The organism is Streptomyces sp. SJL17-4, assembly GCF_036826855.1.
In the GTDB taxonomy this organism is placed as follows: Bacteria; Actinomycetota; Actinomycetes; order Streptomycetales; family Streptomycetaceae; genus Streptomyces.
Genome location: NZ_CP104578.1, coordinates 4,684,120 through 4,700,787 on the forward strand (window position 1 = coordinate 4,684,120; position 16,668 = coordinate 4,700,787).

Annotated in this window: 13 protein-coding genes; 5 read left to right on the forward strand and 8 right to left on the reverse strand. The window is 72.1% G+C overall.

From position 1 onward, the window contains the following. Positions 1-38 precede the first annotated feature (38 nt). The 6 genes from N5875_RS21095 to N5875_RS21120 all read right to left on the reverse strand — a co-directional run bounded on the left by N5875_RS21095 (position 39) and on the right by N5875_RS21120 (position 8,056). Positions 39-236: a hypothetical protein gene (locus N5875_RS21095; RefSeq protein ID WP_318208014.1), complete on the reverse strand. Its 198-nt coding sequence runs from the start codon at positions 234-236 to the stop codon at positions 39-41. Between the two features lie 122 nt (positions 237-358). Next, positions 359-1,297, reverse strand: coding sequence for an alpha/beta hydrolase (locus N5875_RS21100; protein WP_318208013.1), 939 nt, complete (start codon positions 1,295-1,297; stop codon positions 359-361). Next, positions 1,294-1,791 carry a phage holin family protein gene (locus tag N5875_RS21105; RefSeq protein WP_318208012.1) on the reverse strand — a complete coding sequence of 166 codons (498 nt, stop codon included), beginning with the start codon at positions 1,789-1,791 and terminating at the stop codon, positions 1,294-1,296. The genes N5875_RS21100 and N5875_RS21105 overlap by 4 nt, the downstream gene beginning before the upstream one ends. Positions 1,792-1,848: 57 nt before the next feature. Further along, complete coding sequence (gene nhaA, locus N5875_RS21110; RefSeq protein ID WP_338495401.1) at positions 1,849-3,249, reverse strand: Na+/H+ antiporter NhaA; 1,401 nt, start codon at positions 3,247-3,249, stop codon at positions 1,849-1,851. Positions 3,250-3,528: 279 nt separating this feature from the next. After that, the gene (gene acs / locus N5875_RS21115) at positions 3,529-5,484 is read right to left on the reverse strand and encodes an acetate--CoA ligase (protein WP_318208010.1); all 1,956 of its coding nucleotides are present in this window, start codon (positions 5,482-5,484) and stop codon (positions 3,529-3,531) included. Positions 5,485-5,701: 217 nt separating this feature from the next. Then, entirely contained in the window at positions 5,702-8,056 is a 2,355-nt protein-coding gene (locus N5875_RS21120) for a SulP family inorganic anion transporter (RefSeq protein ID WP_318208009.1), read from the reverse strand. Between the two features lie 313 nt (positions 8,057-8,369). Here N5875_RS21120 and N5875_RS21125 point away from each other — a divergent pair, with 313 nt between their 5' ends. Beyond that, entirely contained in the window at positions 8,370-9,701 is a 1,332-nt protein-coding gene (locus N5875_RS21125; RefSeq protein ID WP_318208008.1) for a hypothetical protein, read from the forward strand. A gap of 224 nt (positions 9,702-9,925) precedes the next feature. On the opposite strand, the gene N5875_RS21130 is transcribed toward N5875_RS21125, so the two are convergent. Continuing rightward, on the reverse strand, positions 9,926-10,909 hold the full coding sequence (locus N5875_RS21130) for an ATP-binding protein (RefSeq protein ID WP_338495405.1): 984 nt from the start codon (positions 10,907-10,909) through the stop codon (positions 9,926-9,928). A gap of 102 nt (positions 10,910-11,011) precedes the next feature. On the opposite strand from N5875_RS21130, the gene N5875_RS21135 reads away from it, so the two are divergent. After that, entirely contained in the window at positions 11,012-11,830 is an 819-nt protein-coding gene (locus tag N5875_RS21135; RefSeq protein ID WP_266966839.1) for an oxidoreductase, read from the forward strand. Positions 11,831-12,121: 291 nt separating this feature from the next. Here the strand turns inward: N5875_RS21135 and N5875_RS21140 are convergent, their stop codons facing one another. Next, complete coding sequence (locus N5875_RS21140; RefSeq protein WP_318208006.1) at positions 12,122-12,988, reverse strand: HAD-IB family hydrolase; 867 nt, start codon at positions 12,986-12,988, stop codon at positions 12,122-12,124. Between the two features lie 450 nt (positions 12,989-13,438). On the opposite strand from N5875_RS21140, the gene ssd reads away from it, so the two are divergent. Genes ssd through N5875_RS21155 form a run of 3 tightly spaced genes read left to right on the forward strand, consistent with a single transcriptional unit; the run spans position 13,439 to position 16,664 of the window. Next, positions 13,439-14,611 carry a septum site-determining protein Ssd gene (gene ssd, locus N5875_RS21145; RefSeq protein ID WP_318208005.1) on the forward strand — a complete coding sequence of 391 codons (1,173 nt, stop codon included), beginning with the start codon at positions 13,439-13,441 and terminating at the stop codon, positions 14,609-14,611. Continuing rightward, positions 14,608-15,777, forward strand: a complete 1,170-nt coding sequence (locus N5875_RS21150) for a TadA family conjugal transfer-associated ATPase (protein ID WP_318208004.1) — start codon at positions 14,608-14,610, stop codon at positions 15,775-15,777. The genes ssd and N5875_RS21150 overlap by 4 nt, the downstream gene beginning before the upstream one ends. Continuing rightward, on the forward strand, positions 15,774-16,664 hold the full coding sequence (locus N5875_RS21155) for a type II secretion system F family protein (protein ID WP_338495409.1): 891 nt from the start codon (positions 15,774-15,776) through the stop codon (positions 16,662-16,664). Before N5875_RS21150 ends, N5875_RS21155 begins: the two co-directional genes overlap by 4 nt. Positions 16,665-16,668 lie beyond the last annotated feature (4 nt).

Sequence of the window (16,668 nt, forward strand, 5' to 3'; positions counted from 1 at the left end):
TCGGGAGTGCCGTTACGCGGTGTCGTTACGCGGTGTCGTTACGGGGTGTCGCGGGGGTGCCTGAGCCGGGCCGAGACCCAGCGGGCCCGGCGGCGGAGGATGCGCGAGATCCCCACCCCCTGCGCGGCGTGCGTACCGCCCGGGTCCGGCGGCCCGGCCCCCTCGCGGGAGCCCTGCCCGGCGGCCGAGCGGCGGTTGCGTGCTGTCGTGTCACCGTAGTCGTGCGTCCAGCCCATACCTCGACGTCTGCCCGTGCCCCAAGGTCGGTAACCGCCCGGGGGCCCGCCAATTGGAGTATGCGCGAGGCACATGGCCGTTCGAAGGAAGTCTGTACGCACCGGAGCGGTCAGAGGGACCGTCAGCGGTCGGGCTCGGGGTCCTTCAGCCAGTTGACGAGTTCCGTCGAGAACGCCACCGGGTCCTCCTCGTGCGGGAAGTGACCGAGCCCGTCGAAGAGCCGCCAGCGGTACGGCGCCTCCACGTACTCGCCCGACCCCGCGGCACTGCGGGTCCGCATCACCGGGTCCAGGGAGCCGTGCAGATGCAGCGTCGGCACCCGCACCGGCCGCTTCATGCGCCGGTTGAACTGGATGCCGTCCGGGCGGGCGAGCGACCGCACCATCCAGCGGTACGGCTCGATCGAACAGTGCGCCGTCGACGGGACCAGCATCGCCCGCCGGTACACCTCGATCGCCTGCTCCTCGGAGGCGCGGACGGGCTGCGGCCCCGACCAGTCCCGGATCAGCTCGCCCACCAGCGCCGCGTCGTCCGCGACGAGCTGACGCTCCGGCAGCCACGGTCGCTGGAAGCCCCAGATGTGCGAACCGGCCCGCGACTGGGCGAAGTCGGAGAGCATCGCCGAACGCCAGCGGCGCGGGTGCGGCATCGAGGAGACCACGAGCCGGCGCACCAGCTTCGGCCGCATGACGGCCGCCGTCCAGGCGAGATAGCCGCCCAGGTCGTGCCCGACGAGCGCCGCGTCCGGCTCGCCCAGCGAGCGGATCACACCGGTGACGTCGAGGGCCAGATTGGCGGGGTCGTAACCCCGGGGGGTGCGGTCGCTGCCGCCGACCCCGCGCAGGTCCATCGCGACGGCCCGGAACCCGGCCTCGGCGAGGAGGGGCAGCTGATGGCGCCAGGTCCACCAGAACTGCGGGAAGCCGTGCAGGAGCAGCACCAGCGGGCCGTCGCCCATCTCGGCGATGTGGAAGCGGGCGCCGTTGGCGGCCACGTCGCGATGGGTCCACGGCCCGTCGAGCCGGACGGGCCCGCCGTTGCTGCTCTCGGGGAGGGTCATACGGACGAGCGTGCCACAGCGGGGGCCTTGTCCAGCGCCTTGTCCAGTGCCGTGGAGGGCTCCGGGCGCGGGTGCGGCTTGACGGTGGAGATCACCGCGGCCGTCTGCTTGGCCGAGGCGATGGACTTCTCCGGCGGCTTGACCTTCTTGAACTTGGCGTACGCCAGAAGCCCGAGCAGGCCCGCGAGCAGCACGTTCGCCGCGAAGGAGAGCAGGAAGCACCAGACGAGGTTCCAGCCCCCGTTGCCGTTGTGCCCGCCGGTCCAGGTGTTGATGCCGTACGCGAGCGCGAAGCTCAGCATCGGCAGCGAGAACAGCAGTACGACCGCGGCCGTGATGCCGGCGGCGCTTCCGATCACACCGCGCTTGACGTCCTGCCTGATCTCCGCCTTGGCCAGGGCGAGCTCGTCGTGCACCAGTGCGGACATCTCGGCGGTCGCCGAGGCGACCAGCTGGCCGAGACTGCGCTCGGTTCCGTCGTACGGGTCGCTCATCACTGCTCCCTCTTCTCTTCTGCGGTCCGAGTTCTCTTCTACGCGGTCCGACTCAGATCATGCCGGACGGTCGGCCTCGTCGCGCGGTGCCCCCGCCAGTTGGGCGCGCTCTCGGTGTTCCGCGGCCTTCTTCTCGTGGATCTCGGCCATCCGCAGGTGGTACGCCGGATTGTCCTGCTCGTAGATGTCGGGGATGCCGTCCTGGTCGTCGTCGCGCTCCTCGTCGGAGACCAGGGCCTGGTACCTGCGGACCCGCAGTTTCAGCAGGACGGAGGCGAGGACGGCCGCGATGAGCGAGCCGACGAGGACCGCGGCCTTCACCTCGTCGGTGAGGGCCTCGTCCCCGGCGAAGGCGAGCTCGCCGATGAGCAGCGAGACGGTGAAGCCGATGCCGGCGAGGGTGGCGACGGCGAAGACGTCCGGCCAGGTCAGGTCGGGGTTGAGCTCCGCACGGGTGAAGCGGGCGGCGAGCCAGGTGCCGCCGAAGATGCCGACCGCCTTGCCGACGACCAGGCCGAGGACGACACCGAGGGTGACGGGCTGGGTGAAGACGTCGTGGATCGCGCCGCCCGAGATGCTCACGCCGGCCGAGAAGAGCGCGAACAGCGGGACGGCGAGGCCGGCCGAGAACGGGCGGACGAGATGCTCGATGTGCTCGCCGGGGGAGTGCTTCTCGCCCTCCCGGGTGGTGCAGCGGAGCATCAGGCCCATGGCGACACCGGCGATGGTGGCGTGGACGCCGCTGTTGTACATCAGGCCCCAGATGACCAGGGCCAGCGGGACGTACACGTACCAGCCGCGGACCTCCTTGCGGATCAGCAGCCAGAAGAGGAGGAGTCCGGCGAAGGCGCCGCCGAGCGCGGCGAAGTTCAGGTCGCTGGTGAAGAAGATCGCGATGATCAGGATCGCGAAGAGGTCGTCGACGACGGCGAGGGTGAGCAGGAAGGCGCGCAGCGCGGAGGGCAGCGAGGTGCCGATCACGGCGAGGACGGCGAGTGCGAAGGCGATGTCGGTCGCGGTGGGGACGGCCCAGCCGTCCATCGAGCCGTTGCCGAGGGTGTTGACCAGGGCGTAGACGAGGGCGGGCGCGGCCATGCCGCAGAGGGCGGCGATGACGGGGAGCGCGGCGGCCTTGGGGTCGCGCAGCTCGCCCGCGACGAGTTCGCGCTTGAGCTCGATGCCGGCGACGAAGAAGAAGACCGCGAGGAGGCCGTCGGCCGCCCAGTGCTGGATCGAGAGGTCGAGGCCGAGGGCCGCGGGGCCTATGTGGAAGTCGCTGACGGACTCGTAGCTGCTGCTCAGGGTGTTGGCCCAGATGAGGGCGGTGACCGCGGCGACGAGGAGCAGGACACCGCCGACGGTCTCGGCGCGCAGGGCGTCGGCGAGGTACTGGCGCTCGGGCAGGGGGAGCCGGCCGAGGAACTTGCGGTCGGTGGGTGTGGGTGCGGGCGCGGGCACGGGGGAGACCTCCGGTCGGTGGGCAGGACTGAGCACATGCCGACCAGACTTCCCGGCGCACCTAGGTCTTCTTGTCGCGTCGTTGACGCGATCCTTACTTTACCTAACGAGCCTGGGTTGTGTCCGGCGAGATTCACTTTAGGGAGTTTCGACGCTTTCGTCCCCCTGGGGTGAGGGGTCCGGGTACGGGGAACGCCCGCCCCCGGTGGCTCGGGGCGGGCGTTCGTGTCGTACGGCCCGGGCCCCTGGGGCCAGGCGTCCGTGTCGTACGGGCCGGGCTCAGTCCTCGCTGGAGGCGGCCGGGAGCTGGGTCTGGATCAGCGACATGACCGAGGAGTCGGTCAGCGTCGTGACGTCGCCCAGCTCACGGTTCTCCGCCACGTCGCGCAGCAGACGGCGCATGATCTTGCCCGAGCGGGTCTTCGGCAGCTCCGCCACCGGCAGGACCCGCTTCGGCTTGGCGATCGGGCCGAGGGTCGCGCCGACGTGGTTGCGGAGCTCGGCGACCAGGTTCTCGTCCTGGCTGGCCGTACCGCGCAGGATGACGAAGGCGACGATCGACTGACCGGTCGTCTCGTCGGCGGCGCCGACGACGGCCGCCTCGGCGACGGCCGGGTGCGAGACGAGGGCCGACTCGACCTCGGTGGTCGAGATGTTGTGACCGGAGACCAGCATGACGTCGTCGACCCGGCCGAGCAGCCAGATGTCGCCGTCCTCGTCCTTCTTGGCCCCGTCACCGGCGAAGTACTTGCCCTCGAAGCGGGACCAGTACGTGTCGATGTAGCGCTGGTCGTCGCCCCAGATGGTGCGGAGCATCGACGGCCACGGCTCGGTGAGGACCAGGTAGCCGCCGCCACCGTTCGGCACCTCGTTGGCCTCGTCGTCGACGACGGTCGCGGAGATGCCCGGCAGCGGGCGCTGGGCGGAGCCCGGCTTGGTCTCGGTGACGCCCGGCAGCGGCGAGATCATCATCGCGCCGGTCTCGGTCTGCCACCAGGTGTCCACGATCGGGGTCTTGTTCGCGCCGATGTGCTCGCGGTACCAGACCCAGGCCTCGGGGTTGATCGGCTCGCCGACCGAGCCCAGGACCCGGAGGCTGGACAGGTCGAACTTGGCGGGGATGTCGTCGCCCCACTTCATGAACGTGCGGATCGCGGTGGGCGCCGTGTAGAGGATCGTGACGCCGTACTTCTGCACGATCTCCCAGAACCGCCCCTGGTGCGGGGTGTCCGGGGTGCCCTCGTACATGACCTGCGTCGCGCCGTTGGCCAGCGGGCCGTAGACGATGTACGAGTGTCCGGTGACCCAGCCGATGTCGGCGGTGCACCAGTAGACGTCGGTCTCCGGCTTGAGGTCGAAGACGGCGTGGTGGGTGTACGCGGCCTGGGTGAGGTAGCCGCCGGAGGTGTGCAGGATGCCCTTCGGCTTCCCCGTGGTGCCGGAGGTGTAGAGGATGAAGAGCGGGTGCTCCGCCTCGAAGGCCTCCGGGGTGTGCTCGGCGGACTGGCGGGCGACGATGTCGTCCCACCACACGTCGCGGCCCTCGGTGAAGGCCGTCTCCTGGCCCGTACGGCGGACCACGAGGACGTGCTCGACCTGCGGGCACTTGGCGACGGCCTCGTCGATGGCCGGCTTGAGGGCGCTCGGCTTGCCACGGCGGTAGCCGCCGTCGGCGGTGACGACCAGCTTGGCGTCGGCGTCCTGGATGCGGGAGGCCACGGCGTCGGCCGAGAAGCCGCCGAAGACCACCGAGTGGGCGGCGCCGACCCGGGCGCAGGCCAGCATCGTGATGGCCGCCTCGGGGATCATCGGCAGGTAGACGGCGACGCGGTCGCCCTTGCGGACACCCAGCTCGGTCAGGGCGTTGGCCGCCTTGGAGACCTCGTCCTTGAGCTCGGCGTAGGTGATCGAGCGGCTGTCACCCGGCTCGCCCTCGAAGTGGATGGCGACCCGGTCGCCGTGGCCGGCCTCGACGTGCCGGTCGACGCAGTTGTACGCCACGTTCAGCTCGCCGTCCGCGAACCACTTGGCGAACGGCGGGTTCGACCAGTCGAGGGTCTCGGTCGGCTCGGTGGCCCAGGTCAGGCGCTTGGCCTGCTCGGCCCAGAAGCCCAGCCTGTCCGCCTTGGCCTGCTCGTACGCCTCCGCCGTCACGTTGGCGTGCGCGGCCAGCTCGGCGGGCGGCGAAAATCGACGCTCTTCCCGAAGCAGATTGGCCAGGCTTTCGTTGCTCACGACATCTCCCTTTCCCAGGGCGTCCTCTGTGCGTATGTGTCCCGCGTCATAGCTCATCAGTCGGAGGCCCGGGTGACAAGAGCCTCCAGGCAATTGGTTTAGACCTGTGAGTCGTATGGCGAGCGGGGGCCCCTTCTCCCGAGCGGTGGGAGAAGGGGCCACACAGTCTCACGGCCCGGGGGACCGGAAGGTTCAGGACGCGCTGCCCCGCTTCCGGTCAGGACGCTCTTGCCGCTTCCAGGGTCTCCGTCGGCATGACCTGGGTGAAGACGTCGTCGTACGAGTGCACCTCGTCCGTCCCGGAGAGGAGGTACGCCTGCGCCTCGCCCACATGGAAGTACACGCCGTGCAGCGAGAGCGTGCCCTCGGCGAGCCGCCGCGCCACCGACTCGTACGCCCGCAGGTGGTCCAGCTGCTGGACCACATTGGTCAGACAGAGCTGCTCGACCGCGTCCGCCGGAAGCCGCCCGGAGATCCGGGCCCAGGCGTGTCTCCGGCTCGCCATCCGCTCCAGGCTGGGCCGGCCGTGGCGCAGCCAGCGGCGGAGCGGGGTCGGCGGGTCGTCCGGGCCGGCGTTGAGCAGGGCCTGCATCGCGCCGCAGCCCGAGTGGCCGCAGACGGTGATCGACTCGACCCGCAGCACCTCCACCGCGTACTCGATCGCCGCCGCCACCGAGTCGTCACCGCTCTCCTCGCCGGGCAGCGGGACGAGGTTCCCGACGTTCCGCACGGTGAACAGGTCGCCGGGGCCGCTCGACGTGATCATGCTGGTGACGAGGCGGGAGTCGGCGCAGGTCAGGAAGAGCTGTGAGGGGGTCTGGCCCTCCCGGGCGAGCCGCGCGAGCTCGTCCCGGACCAGCGGGGCCGTGTTCCGCTGGAACTTTCCGATGCCGCTGGCCAGCTTCAGGCCCATCGTACGAGGGGTCTGCACGGCCTCGTCGGGCCGCGCGGCCGGCTGCTCGCCGCACTGGTGGTTGTGCCACGGGGTCCAGGGCCTGCAGCAGGTGTGCGCGGCGGCGGCCGAGGGGGCGGCCTCGGCGATCTTCGCGCCGGAGGGGCCGGTCGTCTCGACCGTCCCGCCGTGGGCGAGGTGCCCCGCGGTCCAGTCGCTCAGCGTCTCGTACGCGGCATGGTCCATGAAGGACCCGTCGAGCTCGACCACCACGTCGGAGCCGTGCGGCAGTTGGTGCAGGGCACGGCTCAGCCGGGGCACGGCGAGGAAGGTCAGCTGGCCCCGGACGTGCAGCAGCTGGCGCCCGTCCCGCTCCTCGCGGGTGATCCGGGTGCGGGCGAGCCGGTGCAGGGAGACCGCGATGGCCACGGCGATGCCGAGCGCGACACCCTCCAGGATGCCGATGAGGACGACGCCGGACAGCGTCACCGCGTAGACGACGACCTCGCGGTGCCGGGTGACGGTACGGATGTGGGTGATGCTGACCATCTGGATGCCGACCACCATGACCAGGGCGGCGAGCGCGGGCAGCGGGATCAGGTCGAGCAGGGGCACGAGCAGCAGGGCCGCGAGCACGATCCACAGGCCGTGCAGCATCGTGGAGGCTCGGCTCACCGCGCCCGCCGAGACGTTGGCGACGCTGCGGACCGCGACGCCGGCGACCGGCAGGCCGCCGAGCGCCCCGGAGACCATGTTGGCCGCGCCCTGACCGGCGAGTTCGCGATCGAGGGCGGAGCGCGGGATGCCCCGGCCGCCGTCCGGGCGGGCGGCGACCAGTTTGTCGACCGCGACGGCGGACAGCAGCGACTGCACGCTGGTGACCAGGGTGATCGTCAGTACCCCGGCCGAGATGCCGAGCACCGGGCCCTCGGGCAGACCGGGCAGGGCGTGACTGCTCCAGGAGGGGAGGTCGACGTGCGGGACGGCGAGCCCGGCGAACGCCGCCACCGCCGTCGCCCCGATCACCGCGACGAGCGCGGCCGGGGCCTTGCGTACGAGCTTCCCGGCCCGGCCGGGCAGCCGGGGCCAGCACAGCAGCACCGCCACGGTGAGGGCGCTGATGCCGAGCGCCGCCGGGTGGATGTCCGCCAACTGGGCGGGCAGGCCGAGGACGTTGTCGACGGCGGAGCTCTGCGGTGTGCCGCCGAGCACGATGTGGAGCTGGGCGAGCGCGATGGTGACGCCGATGCCGGCGAGCATGCCGTGCACGATCGCGGGCGAGACGGCGAGCGCCGAGCGGGCCACCCGGAGGGCGGAGAGCCCGAGTTGGACGAGCCCGGCGAGCACGGTGATGGCGCAGGTGGTGCGCCAGCCGTACATCTGGATGAGCTCGGCGGTGACCACGGTGAGGCCGGCGGCGGGGCCGCTCACCTGGAGCGGGGAGCCGCCGAACCGGCCGGCGACCAGACCGCCGACGGCGGCGGCGACCAGGCCGGACTGGAGCGGGGCTCCGGTGGCGAGCGCGATGCCGAGCGAGAGCGGCAACGCGATGAGGAAGACGGCGATGGACGCCGACAGATCGGCGCCGGCGATGCGGAAGCGGCGCGGCGGCCCCGGCGGGCTGTGGGGCCGCTGGACGCGGGGCCGGTTGGTTGTGCGGGCAGGGGTGCAGAGGGTCATTCCCGTCTCCTCCGGGGCGGCGCGGTCGCGGTTCGTGCGGGACGAACGTGGGGGCTCGCGGCCGTGGGTCACGGCGTGCAGCGGCGGGATGCGTTGCGGCGGCAAGGCGGGGTCCCCGCCAGGACGAGGATCAACGCTCGGTAAATGGATCGTAATGGAGAGTAAAGTCTCCGGCATTATTTTCGGGGCAAACAGGGCAATGATTCACCGGTTCCGGTGAAGGGTGAGCGGATTGCCGCTTGTCGTTTCATCTCTCCGGCTGTCGCGGTGCGACGTTGACGCCGCTCGTACGGAACCGAGGAGAGGTGCGCGGATGACAGCCGCCGGGAGAAGGACCACTGCCCAGAGGAAGGCGCTCGCCGCCGGTGCCCTCGCCGTCGCCCTGATCGGCGGCCTCGCCGGCTGCTCGGGCTCCGACGGCGCCGCCACGAAGGGCGCGCCGGGCGGTGCGGGCGCCAAGAAGGGACCGGCCGCCGCCCCGCCGAACGCGGTCCGCCTGATCGGCGACGGCTCCACCGCCTTCACCGGCGCCCAGCCCCGCCAGCCCGTCTGGCAGCGCCTCAAGCCGGGCGAGACCCCGCCGCAGTTCGTCGTCTTCTCGTGGGACGGAGCCGGCGAGGACAGCCAGAAGCTCTTCTCCCACTTCCGCAAGGTCGGCAAGAAGTACGACGCCACCATGACGTACTTCCTCAGCGGCGTGTACCTGCTGCCCGAGGAGAAGCGAAAGCTCTACGAGCCGCCGCGGCACAGCGCCGGGCGCTCCGACATCGGCTTCAACGACACCGAGGGCATCCGTGCCACCGTCCGTGAACTGCGCGGCGCGTGGCAGGAGGGCAACGAGATCGGCACCCACTTCAACGGGCACTTCTGCGGGGCCGACGGCGGCGTCGGCACCTGGTCCGTCGAGGAGTGGAAGAGCGAGATCAGGCAGGCGAAGTCCTTCGTCAAGAACTGGAAGACCAACTCGGGGCTGCGCGCCGAGCAGCCGCTGCCCTTCGACTACGACAAGGAGCTCGTCGGCGCCCGCACCCCCTGCCTCGAAGGCCGGAAGAACTTCGTCCGGGCGGCCGCCGAGCTGGGCTTCCGGTACGACACCAGCGGCGTCAACGACCACATCTGGCCCAAGAAGGACCTGGGCCTGTGGGACCTGTCGCTCCAGCTCGTGCCGGTCCCGGGCCGGGCCTTCCAGACGCTGTCCATGGACTACAACTTCATGGTCAACCAGTCGCCGGGCACGACCCAGGGCGACCCGTCCCGGCGCGAGTACTGGGGCGACCAGATGAGGGACGGCCTGGTGCAGGCCTTCGAGCGCTCCTACAACGGCAACCGCGCGCCGCTCGTCATCGGCAACCACTTCGAGTCCTGGAACGGTGGCGTGTACATGCGGGCCATCGAGGAGACCATCGCCACGGTCTGCGTCCAGAAGGACGTCAAGTGCGTGTCCTTCCGGCAGCTCGCCGACTGGCTCGACGCCCAGGACCCGGACGTCATCGCCAAGATGCGCACCCTGAAGGTCGGCGAGGCCCCGCCGGCCGGCTGGAAGGCCTTCCTCACCCCCCAGCCGGCGGCCCCGGCCGGAGCGCCCGCGGCAGGCGTCCCGGCCCCTGCGGCCGGCCGCCCCGGCGACGGACGTCAAACGGGCTGAACGACGCCGAGACTCTCGGACTCCGTCCGTCGTCGGCTGCCTGGTGTGGTCAGCCGAGCTGGGCGGTCATCGGCTCGCCGAGTACGAAGTCGGGGTCGACCTGGGCAGCCAGGTCGGCCCCGGGCCCCTCTTTTTTGCTCCGCTCGCGCCGCTCGGCGCCGGGGCGCCTTGCGGGCTTCGTGGCGCTGCGCCGGACTCCGTCCGTCGTCGGCTGCCTGGTGTGGTCAGCCGAGCTGGGCGGTCATCGGCTCGCCGAGCACGAAGTCGGGGTCGACCTGGGCAGCCAGGTCGGCCCCGGTTTTGGCGTTGCCCCAGCTCTCCGCGTTGCGCAGGTGGAAATGGACCATCTGGCGCGTGTAGCGGTCCCAGTCGCGGTCTGCGTACGAGTCGTCCGCCGCGTTCTGGAGGGCCTGGAGGGACATGCGGTTCTCCGCCTCCAGCAGCTCGAAGCGGGGCGGGCGACCCTTCTCCATCGCGCGGACCCAGTCCGAGTGGCCCACCGTCACGAGCAGGTCGTCGCCGACCTCCGCGCGCAGGAAGTCGAGGTCGTCCTGGCCCTGCACCTTGTTGCCGACGACCTTGAGCGCGACGCCGAAGTCCCGCGCGTACTCCTTGTACTGGCGGTAGACCGAGACGCCCTTCCGGGTCGGCTCGGCGACCAGGAACGTCATGTCGAAGCGGGTGAAGAGGCCGGAGGCGAACGAGTCCGAGCCGGCGGTCATGTCGACGACCACGTACTCGTCGGCCCCGTCGACCAGGTGGTTCAGGCAGAGCTCCACCGCGCCGACCTTCGAGTGGTAGCAGGACACCCCGAGGTCGGACTCGGTGAACGGGCCGGTCGCCATCAGGCGGATCTCGCCGTCGTCGAGCGTCACCGTCCGCGCGCAGGCCTCGTAGACCGGGTTCTCCTCGCGGACCCGCAGCAGCCGCGAACCCTCCCCGGGCGGCGTCGTCTTGATCATCGTGTCGGCGGAGACGATCCGCGGGTTGCTGCCCCGCAGGTACTCCTTGATCAGCGGCAGATGCGCGCCCATCGCGGGCAGCGCGGCCGCGTCCGCGTCGGGCAGGCCGAGCGCGGCGCCCAGATGCTGGTTGATGTCGGCGTCGACGGCTACGACCGGGGCTTCGTTGGCGGCGAGGTGGCGGATGAAGAGCGAGGACAGCGTGGTCTTGCCGCTGCCGCCCTTCCCCACGAAAGCGATCTTCATGTTCACCTAGGGTAGTGGTATGAACGCGCCACGTGGTCGGGATGCGTGAAGAAGACCACTCCATCGTGGGGCGGGCCGCCGGGGCGCGTAGCCTCCCTACTTATGAGTACGCATGCCTCTGACCCCTTGGCCGCCCTCGGCTCCCTGCCGGGCGTCGCCGACGCGGTGGACTCCGTACGCAAGGCCGTCGACCGGGTCTACGGCCACCGTGTGATGCGCCGCCGCAGCAACGAGATCTCCTCCGAGGCGGCCCTGCGCGGGGCGCGCGGCTCGGCTGCCCTGTCCGGCGCCGACTGGGCCCTGGAAGAGGTCCGCCGCCGCACCGACTTCGGCTCCGACGCCGAGGCCCGCACGGTCGGTGCCGCGCTGCGACTCGGCGCCGAAGCCGGGCAGCTGCTCTCCATCTGGCGCCAGTCGCCGCTGCGGGTCCTCGCCCGGCTCCACCTGGTCGCCGCGGGCGACCCCGGCGCATCGGTGGGTCGGCCCCGGCTGGACGGCGAGACGGTCGACGAACCGCTGGTCACGGCCCCGCTGCCGACGCCCGCCGAAGTCGGCGGACGACTCGACGGCCTGGCGGAACTGATCGTCGCGGGCGGCGAGGCCCCCGCGCTCGTGACGGCCGCCGTGGTCCACGGCGAGCTGCTCGCACTGCGCCCCTTCACCTCGTACAACGGCCTCGTCGCGCGGGCCGCCGAGCGGATCGCGCTGGTCGGCAGCGGTCTCGACCCCAAGGCGATCTGCCCGGCGGAGGTCGGTCACGCGGAGCAGGGGCGGGCCGCGTACATCGCCGCGTTCGAGGGGTATCTGTCGGGGACCCCGGAGGGCGTGGGCGGCTGGATCGCGCACTGCGGGCGCTCGGTCGAACTCGGTGTCCGCGAGTCGACGGCCGTGTGCGAGGCACTTCAGCGCGGCGCCGCCTGAAACGGGTTGCGGCGGCACCAGTTCTGGTACCGCCGCTGGCACGTCTACCCAGTTACCATGCGTCCTCGAATATGTGCCCATCAGGCCGGGAACTTTGCCCGTGGCCTGGTGCGGCTGGCCCGTAATCGACGGGTCGACGTCGCGTGGGTGCTCGGTTTCTGTGCTAGGTCCGTGGGGCCTTCATGCTCAACAGGTGATCCTCTCGGATGTCCTCGGTCTCGCGGGCCTGATTCCTTTCTACTCCTGTCGGGGTAGAAGCGAAAGTGCTGGCTCCACTTCTCTGCTCATTGCTCAAATTCGGGCAAAGCCATCCGCGAGCCGATGGGCGACCGCGGCCTGCCGACGGCGGGCGGCGTACCAGACGAGTCCGGCACCCACGGCCGCCGCACCCACCGCCGCCGCGGCGACGAGAGTAGGCCGGGGCGGCATACGGAATTCGGGCAGCCGCTGCTTGAGCCGCACCGGCTTCTCGAAGGCGAGAACCGGCCATTCTCGCGCCACGGCCTCACGGCGCAGCGCCCGGTCCGGATTGACCGCGTACGGGTGGCCGACGGCCTCCAGCATGGGGATGTCGGTCGCCGAGTCGCTGTACGCGTAGCAGCGCGAGAGGTCGTAGCCCTCGGACTCCGCGAGCTCCCGGACGGCGTCGGCCTTCGTCGGCCCGTAGGCGTAGTACTCCACCTCACCGGTGAAGCAGCCGTCCTCGCCGACCACCATCCGGGTGGCGACGACCCGGTCGGCGCCGAGCATCTCGCCGATCGGCTCGACGACCTCGGCGCCGGAGGTCGAGACGATCACGACGTCGCGGCCGGCGGCGTGGTGCTCCTCGATGAGGGAGGCGGCCTCGTCGTAGATGATCGGGTCGATCAGGTCGTGAAGGGTCTCGGCGACGAGCTCCTTCACCTGGGCCACGTTCCAGCCTTTGCAGAGCGCGGAAAGATATTCACGCATCCGCTCCATCTGGTCGTGATCGGCCCCACCTGCCAGGAAGACGAACTGGATGTAGGCCGTCCGCAGGGCGGCGCGGCGGCTGATCAGTCCGCCCCGGTAGAAGGACTTGCTGAAGGTCAGCGTCGAGGACTTCGCAATGACCGTCTTGTCCAGGTCAAAGAAGGCGGCTGTGCGCGGCAAGGAGTGGTTTTCCACAAGCCTGAGCATAGGTGGCCGCCATTCGGCGTACGCTGGGGCGCGTGGGTTTGCCTGAGAAGGCTCTCGGGTACACCATGGAAGTCACGGATCGTTCGCGACCGTGCTAACCCGGTCCGGCTCCTCCCCCCCCGAGTCGGCCGGAGAGACGACCCCCGCTCTCCCCCCCGGCGGGGGTCGTCGCATGTCCGGAGCCGTTTTGGCGCTGTGGGACATCGTCCGCCTCCTTCATGTCAGCCGTCGGCCACGCATCGGCCGAGGCTCCGCCGATCCCTCGATTCATCACTCACGGTAACCGGCAGGCTGCGTTCCGGGCAGTCCCCGGAGGGGTGACGAAGATATTCACAGGGCTTCGGATATCCCCAGTTTTTCGGCAAGGTCCCCAGGATTTCCGGTTCGGCCGCACGGTGATTCCTGTCGCGATGTTCGCGAACGGCAGGAATCACGAGAGGGGTGTGTGCCATGGAGGCATCCAGGACGTCCGGGGCCAGGGGTACGACATGGACCGCGGTGCCCAGCGGGGCGGATCGGGTCACGGCACCGAGCGGCCCGGACGGGCCGGGCGCCCAGGAGCAGCGCCGTGCGGGGCCGTTGATCGTCACCGAGGACCTCGGGCTGCTCGACGACCTGCTGCGGCTGTGCGCCGCGGCCGGGGTCGAACCAGAGGTGCACCACCGGGTGCCGGAGCGGCGGGCGAGCTGGACCGACCCACCGCTCGTCCTGGTCGGCGACGACGCCGCGGCCCGCTGCCGGGGAGCGGCGCGACGCCCGGGGACCCTCCTCGTCGGCCGCGACCGGGACGATTCGGGGGTGTGGCGGCTCGCCGTCGAGATCGGGGCCGAGAGCGTCCTGCGGCTGCCGGACGCCGAGGGCCTCCTCGTCGACCGCATCGCGGACGCGGCCGAGGGCGTGGCAAGGCAGGCGCTGACCGTCGGGGTCGTCGGCGGCCGCGGTGGCGCGGGAGCCTCCACCCTGGCCTGCGGCCTCGCACTGGCCGCCGTACGAGCCGGGCGGCGGGCGCTGCTCGTCGACGGCGACCCTCTGGGCGGGGGGCTCGATGTCTTGCTCGGAGGCGAGCGTGAGGAGGGCAGAAGGTGGCCCGACTTCGTGGCCTCGAAAGGCCGGCTGGCCGGCGGAGCCCTGGAGGAGTCCCTGCCGTCCGTGCGGGGCGTCCGGGTGCTCAGCTGGGGCAGGGAGCCCGTGGCACCGGTGCCGGCCGAGGCCGTGCGGTCCGTGCTCGCGGCGGCCCGCCGCCGGGGCGGGGTCGTCGTGGTCGACCTGCCGCGCGGAGCCGACCCGGCGGCCGTCGAGGCCCTCGCCCAGCTCGACCTCGGACTGCTTGTCGTGCCGGGGGAGTTGAGGGCCGTCGCGGCCGCGCACAGGGTGGCGTCGACCCTCTCCATGGGCGTGCGCGACCTACGGGCCGTGGTCCGCGGACCCTACGCGGCCGGGCTCGACGAGCGATGGGTCGCCGACGCCCTGCGGCTGCCGCTCGCCGGCGAACTCCCGTACGACCCGGGGATCGTGGCCGATCAGGACGCGGGCGTGCCGCCGGGAGCCGAGCCCCGTGGCCCGCTCGGCCGGTTCTGCGACGCCTTCTGGACGCGCGCTCTCGCCCCTGGCGGTGCGGTATGACCGGGGGCGCGGGCGGCGGCGGCGCGGGGCTGCTCGACGCCGTGCGGCAGCGACTCGCGGCGAGCGGGTCCGAGCCCACCCCGGCGCGGGTCGCGGCGGCGCTGCGGGCCCAGGGGCGACTGCTCGGCGACGCGGAAGTGCTGGGTGTGGCCGAGGAGTTGAGGTGCGAGCTGATCGGCACCGGACCGCTCGAACCGCTGCTCGCCGACCCGGCCGTCACCGACGTCCTGGTCTCGGCACCCGACCGGGTCTGGGTGGATCGGGGCGCGGGCCTGGAACGGGCCCCGGTGTCCTTCACGGACGCCGCCGCCGTGCGCAGGCTCGCGCAACGGCTCGCGGCGGTGGCCGGACGCAGGCTCGACGACGCCAGGCCCTGGGTGGACGCGCGACTGCCCGACGGCACCCGCATGCACGCGGTGCTGCCTCCGGTGGCGGTCGGCTCGACCTGTCTGTCGCTCCGGGTGGTCCGCCCGCGCGCCTTCACCCTGGAGGAGCTGGCGGCGGCGGGCACGGTGCCGCCGGGCGGCGCCCCCATCCTGCGCGCACTCATCGACGCCCGGGTGTCGTACCTGGTCAGCGGCGGCACGGGGACGGGGAAGACCACGCTGCTCGCCTCCCTGCTCGGTCTGGTGGGGGAGCGGGAGCGGATCGTCCTCGCCGAGGACTCGGCGGAACTGCGGCCCGACCACCCGCACGTGGTGCGCCTGGAGGCACGGCCGGCGAACCAGGAGGGTGCCGGACTCGTCACCCTGCGGGACCTGGTCCGGCAAGCGCTGCGGATGCGGCCGGACCGGTTGGTGGTCGGCGAGGTCCGGGGCGGCGAGGCGGTCGATCTGCTCGCCGCTCTCAACACCGGCCATGAAGGTGGCTCGGGCACGGTCCACGCCAACACCGCGGCGGACGTGCCGGCACGGCTCGAAGCCCTGGGGACGGCTGCCGGGCTGGACCGGGCGGCTCTGCACAGTCAGTTGGGGGCCGGTCTGTCGGTCGTCCTCCATCTGACGAGGGATCGGGACGGGCGGCGGCGCATCGCCGAGGTGCACGTCCTGGAGCGGGACCGGGACGGCCTGGTGCGGACCGTTCCCGCGCTGAGGTGGGGCGCGGCCGGGTTCGTGCGTGAGCGGGGCTGGGAGCGGCTGAGGGTGCTGATCGGAGGGGGCTCGTGAGCACGACGGGGCTGGCCGCCCGGGATGTGGCTCAGGCGGCGTTGGCGGTCTGCGCGGTGGTGCTGTTCTGGGAGGTGGTCGAGCGGAGGCGCGTCACGGGCAGGGCGCGGTGGGTGCTCGCCGGTGGGGTTGCCGTGCTCCCAGGGGCTGTCGGTGGCCGGGTGGCGTGGGCGGCGGTGGCGGTGCGCTGGTGGGCCGCGCTGCGGGGGCGGCGGGCCTGGCTGTGTCTGCCGGTGGCGGGAGTCTTCGCGGTGCTCGGTGAGTCGCCGCTGCCGCTGGTGGCGGGGGCGGTCGCGGTGCCGGTCGTCGGGCGACGGCTGCGAGCGGCCGAGCGCCGGAAGGAACGTGAGGCGCGGGCCGGGCGTGTGGTGGCCCTGTGCGGGGCCGTCGTGGGTGAGCTGAGGGCCGGTTGGCAGCCCGCGCAGGCCCTGGCCTTCGCGGCCCGCGAGACGGGCGCGCTCGGCGAGGAGGAGGCGGCGGTGCTCGCGGCGGCCAGGTTCGGCGGGGACGTGCCGGAGGCCCTGCGCAGAGCTGCGGGGCAGGACGGCGCCGACGGACTCGCGGGCATGGCGGCCTGCTGGCAGGTGGCCGTGGACGGTGGCGCGGGCCTGGCCGCCGGGCTCGACCGGCTCGAATCGGCCCTGCGGGACCACCGCGAGCAGCGCGAGCGGTTGCGTGCCGAACTGGCCGGGGCCTGGGCGACGGTGGCCGTCCTCGCGGTGCTGCCACTGGCCGGTGTCGCCCTCGGCGCGGCCCTGGGCGCGGACCCGCTGCGGGTGCTGCTGCACACACCGGCGGGCCTGGGCTGCCTCGTCGTGGGCGGGGCTCTGGAGGCGACCGGACTGTGGTGGGCCGCGCGGATCGTACGCGGCGGGGAGCGGGCGTGAGGGG

Coding starts and splice junctions, on each gene's coding strand:
- N5875_RS21135 (WP_266966839.1), top strand. CDS start 11,012: ATGAGTACGCATGCCTCTGACCCCTTGGCCGCCCTCGGCTCCCTGCCG.
- N5875_RS21125 (WP_318208008.1), top strand. CDS start 8,370: ATGACAGCCGCCGGGAGAAGGACCACTGCCCAGAGGAAGGCGCTCGCC.
- N5875_RS21130 (WP_338495405.1), bottom strand. CDS start 10,909: ATGAAGATCGCTTTCGTGGGGAAGGGCGGCAGCGGCAAGACCACGCTG.
- N5875_RS21100 (WP_318208013.1), bottom strand. CDS start 1,297: ATGACCCTCCCCGAGAGCAGCAACGGCGGGCCCGTCCGGCTCGACGGG.
- ssd (WP_318208005.1), top strand. CDS start 13,439: ATGGAGGCATCCAGGACGTCCGGGGCCAGGGGTACGACATGGACCGCG.
- N5875_RS21140 (WP_318208006.1), bottom strand. CDS start 12,988: ATGCTCAGGCTTGTGGAAAACCACTCCTTGCCGCGCACAGCCGCCTTC.
- N5875_RS21150 (WP_318208004.1), top strand. CDS start 14,608: ATGACCGGGGGCGCGGGCGGCGGCGGCGCGGGGCTGCTCGACGCCGTG.
- N5875_RS21095 (WP_318208014.1), bottom strand. CDS start 236: ATGGGCTGGACGCACGACTACGGTGACACGACAGCACGCAACCGCCGC.
- N5875_RS21105 (WP_318208012.1), bottom strand. CDS start 1,791: ATGAGCGACCCGTACGACGGAACCGAGCGCAGTCTCGGCCAGCTGGTC.
- N5875_RS21120 (WP_318208009.1), bottom strand. CDS start 8,056: ATGACCCTCTGCACCCCTGCCCGCACAACCAACCGGCCCCGCGTCCAG.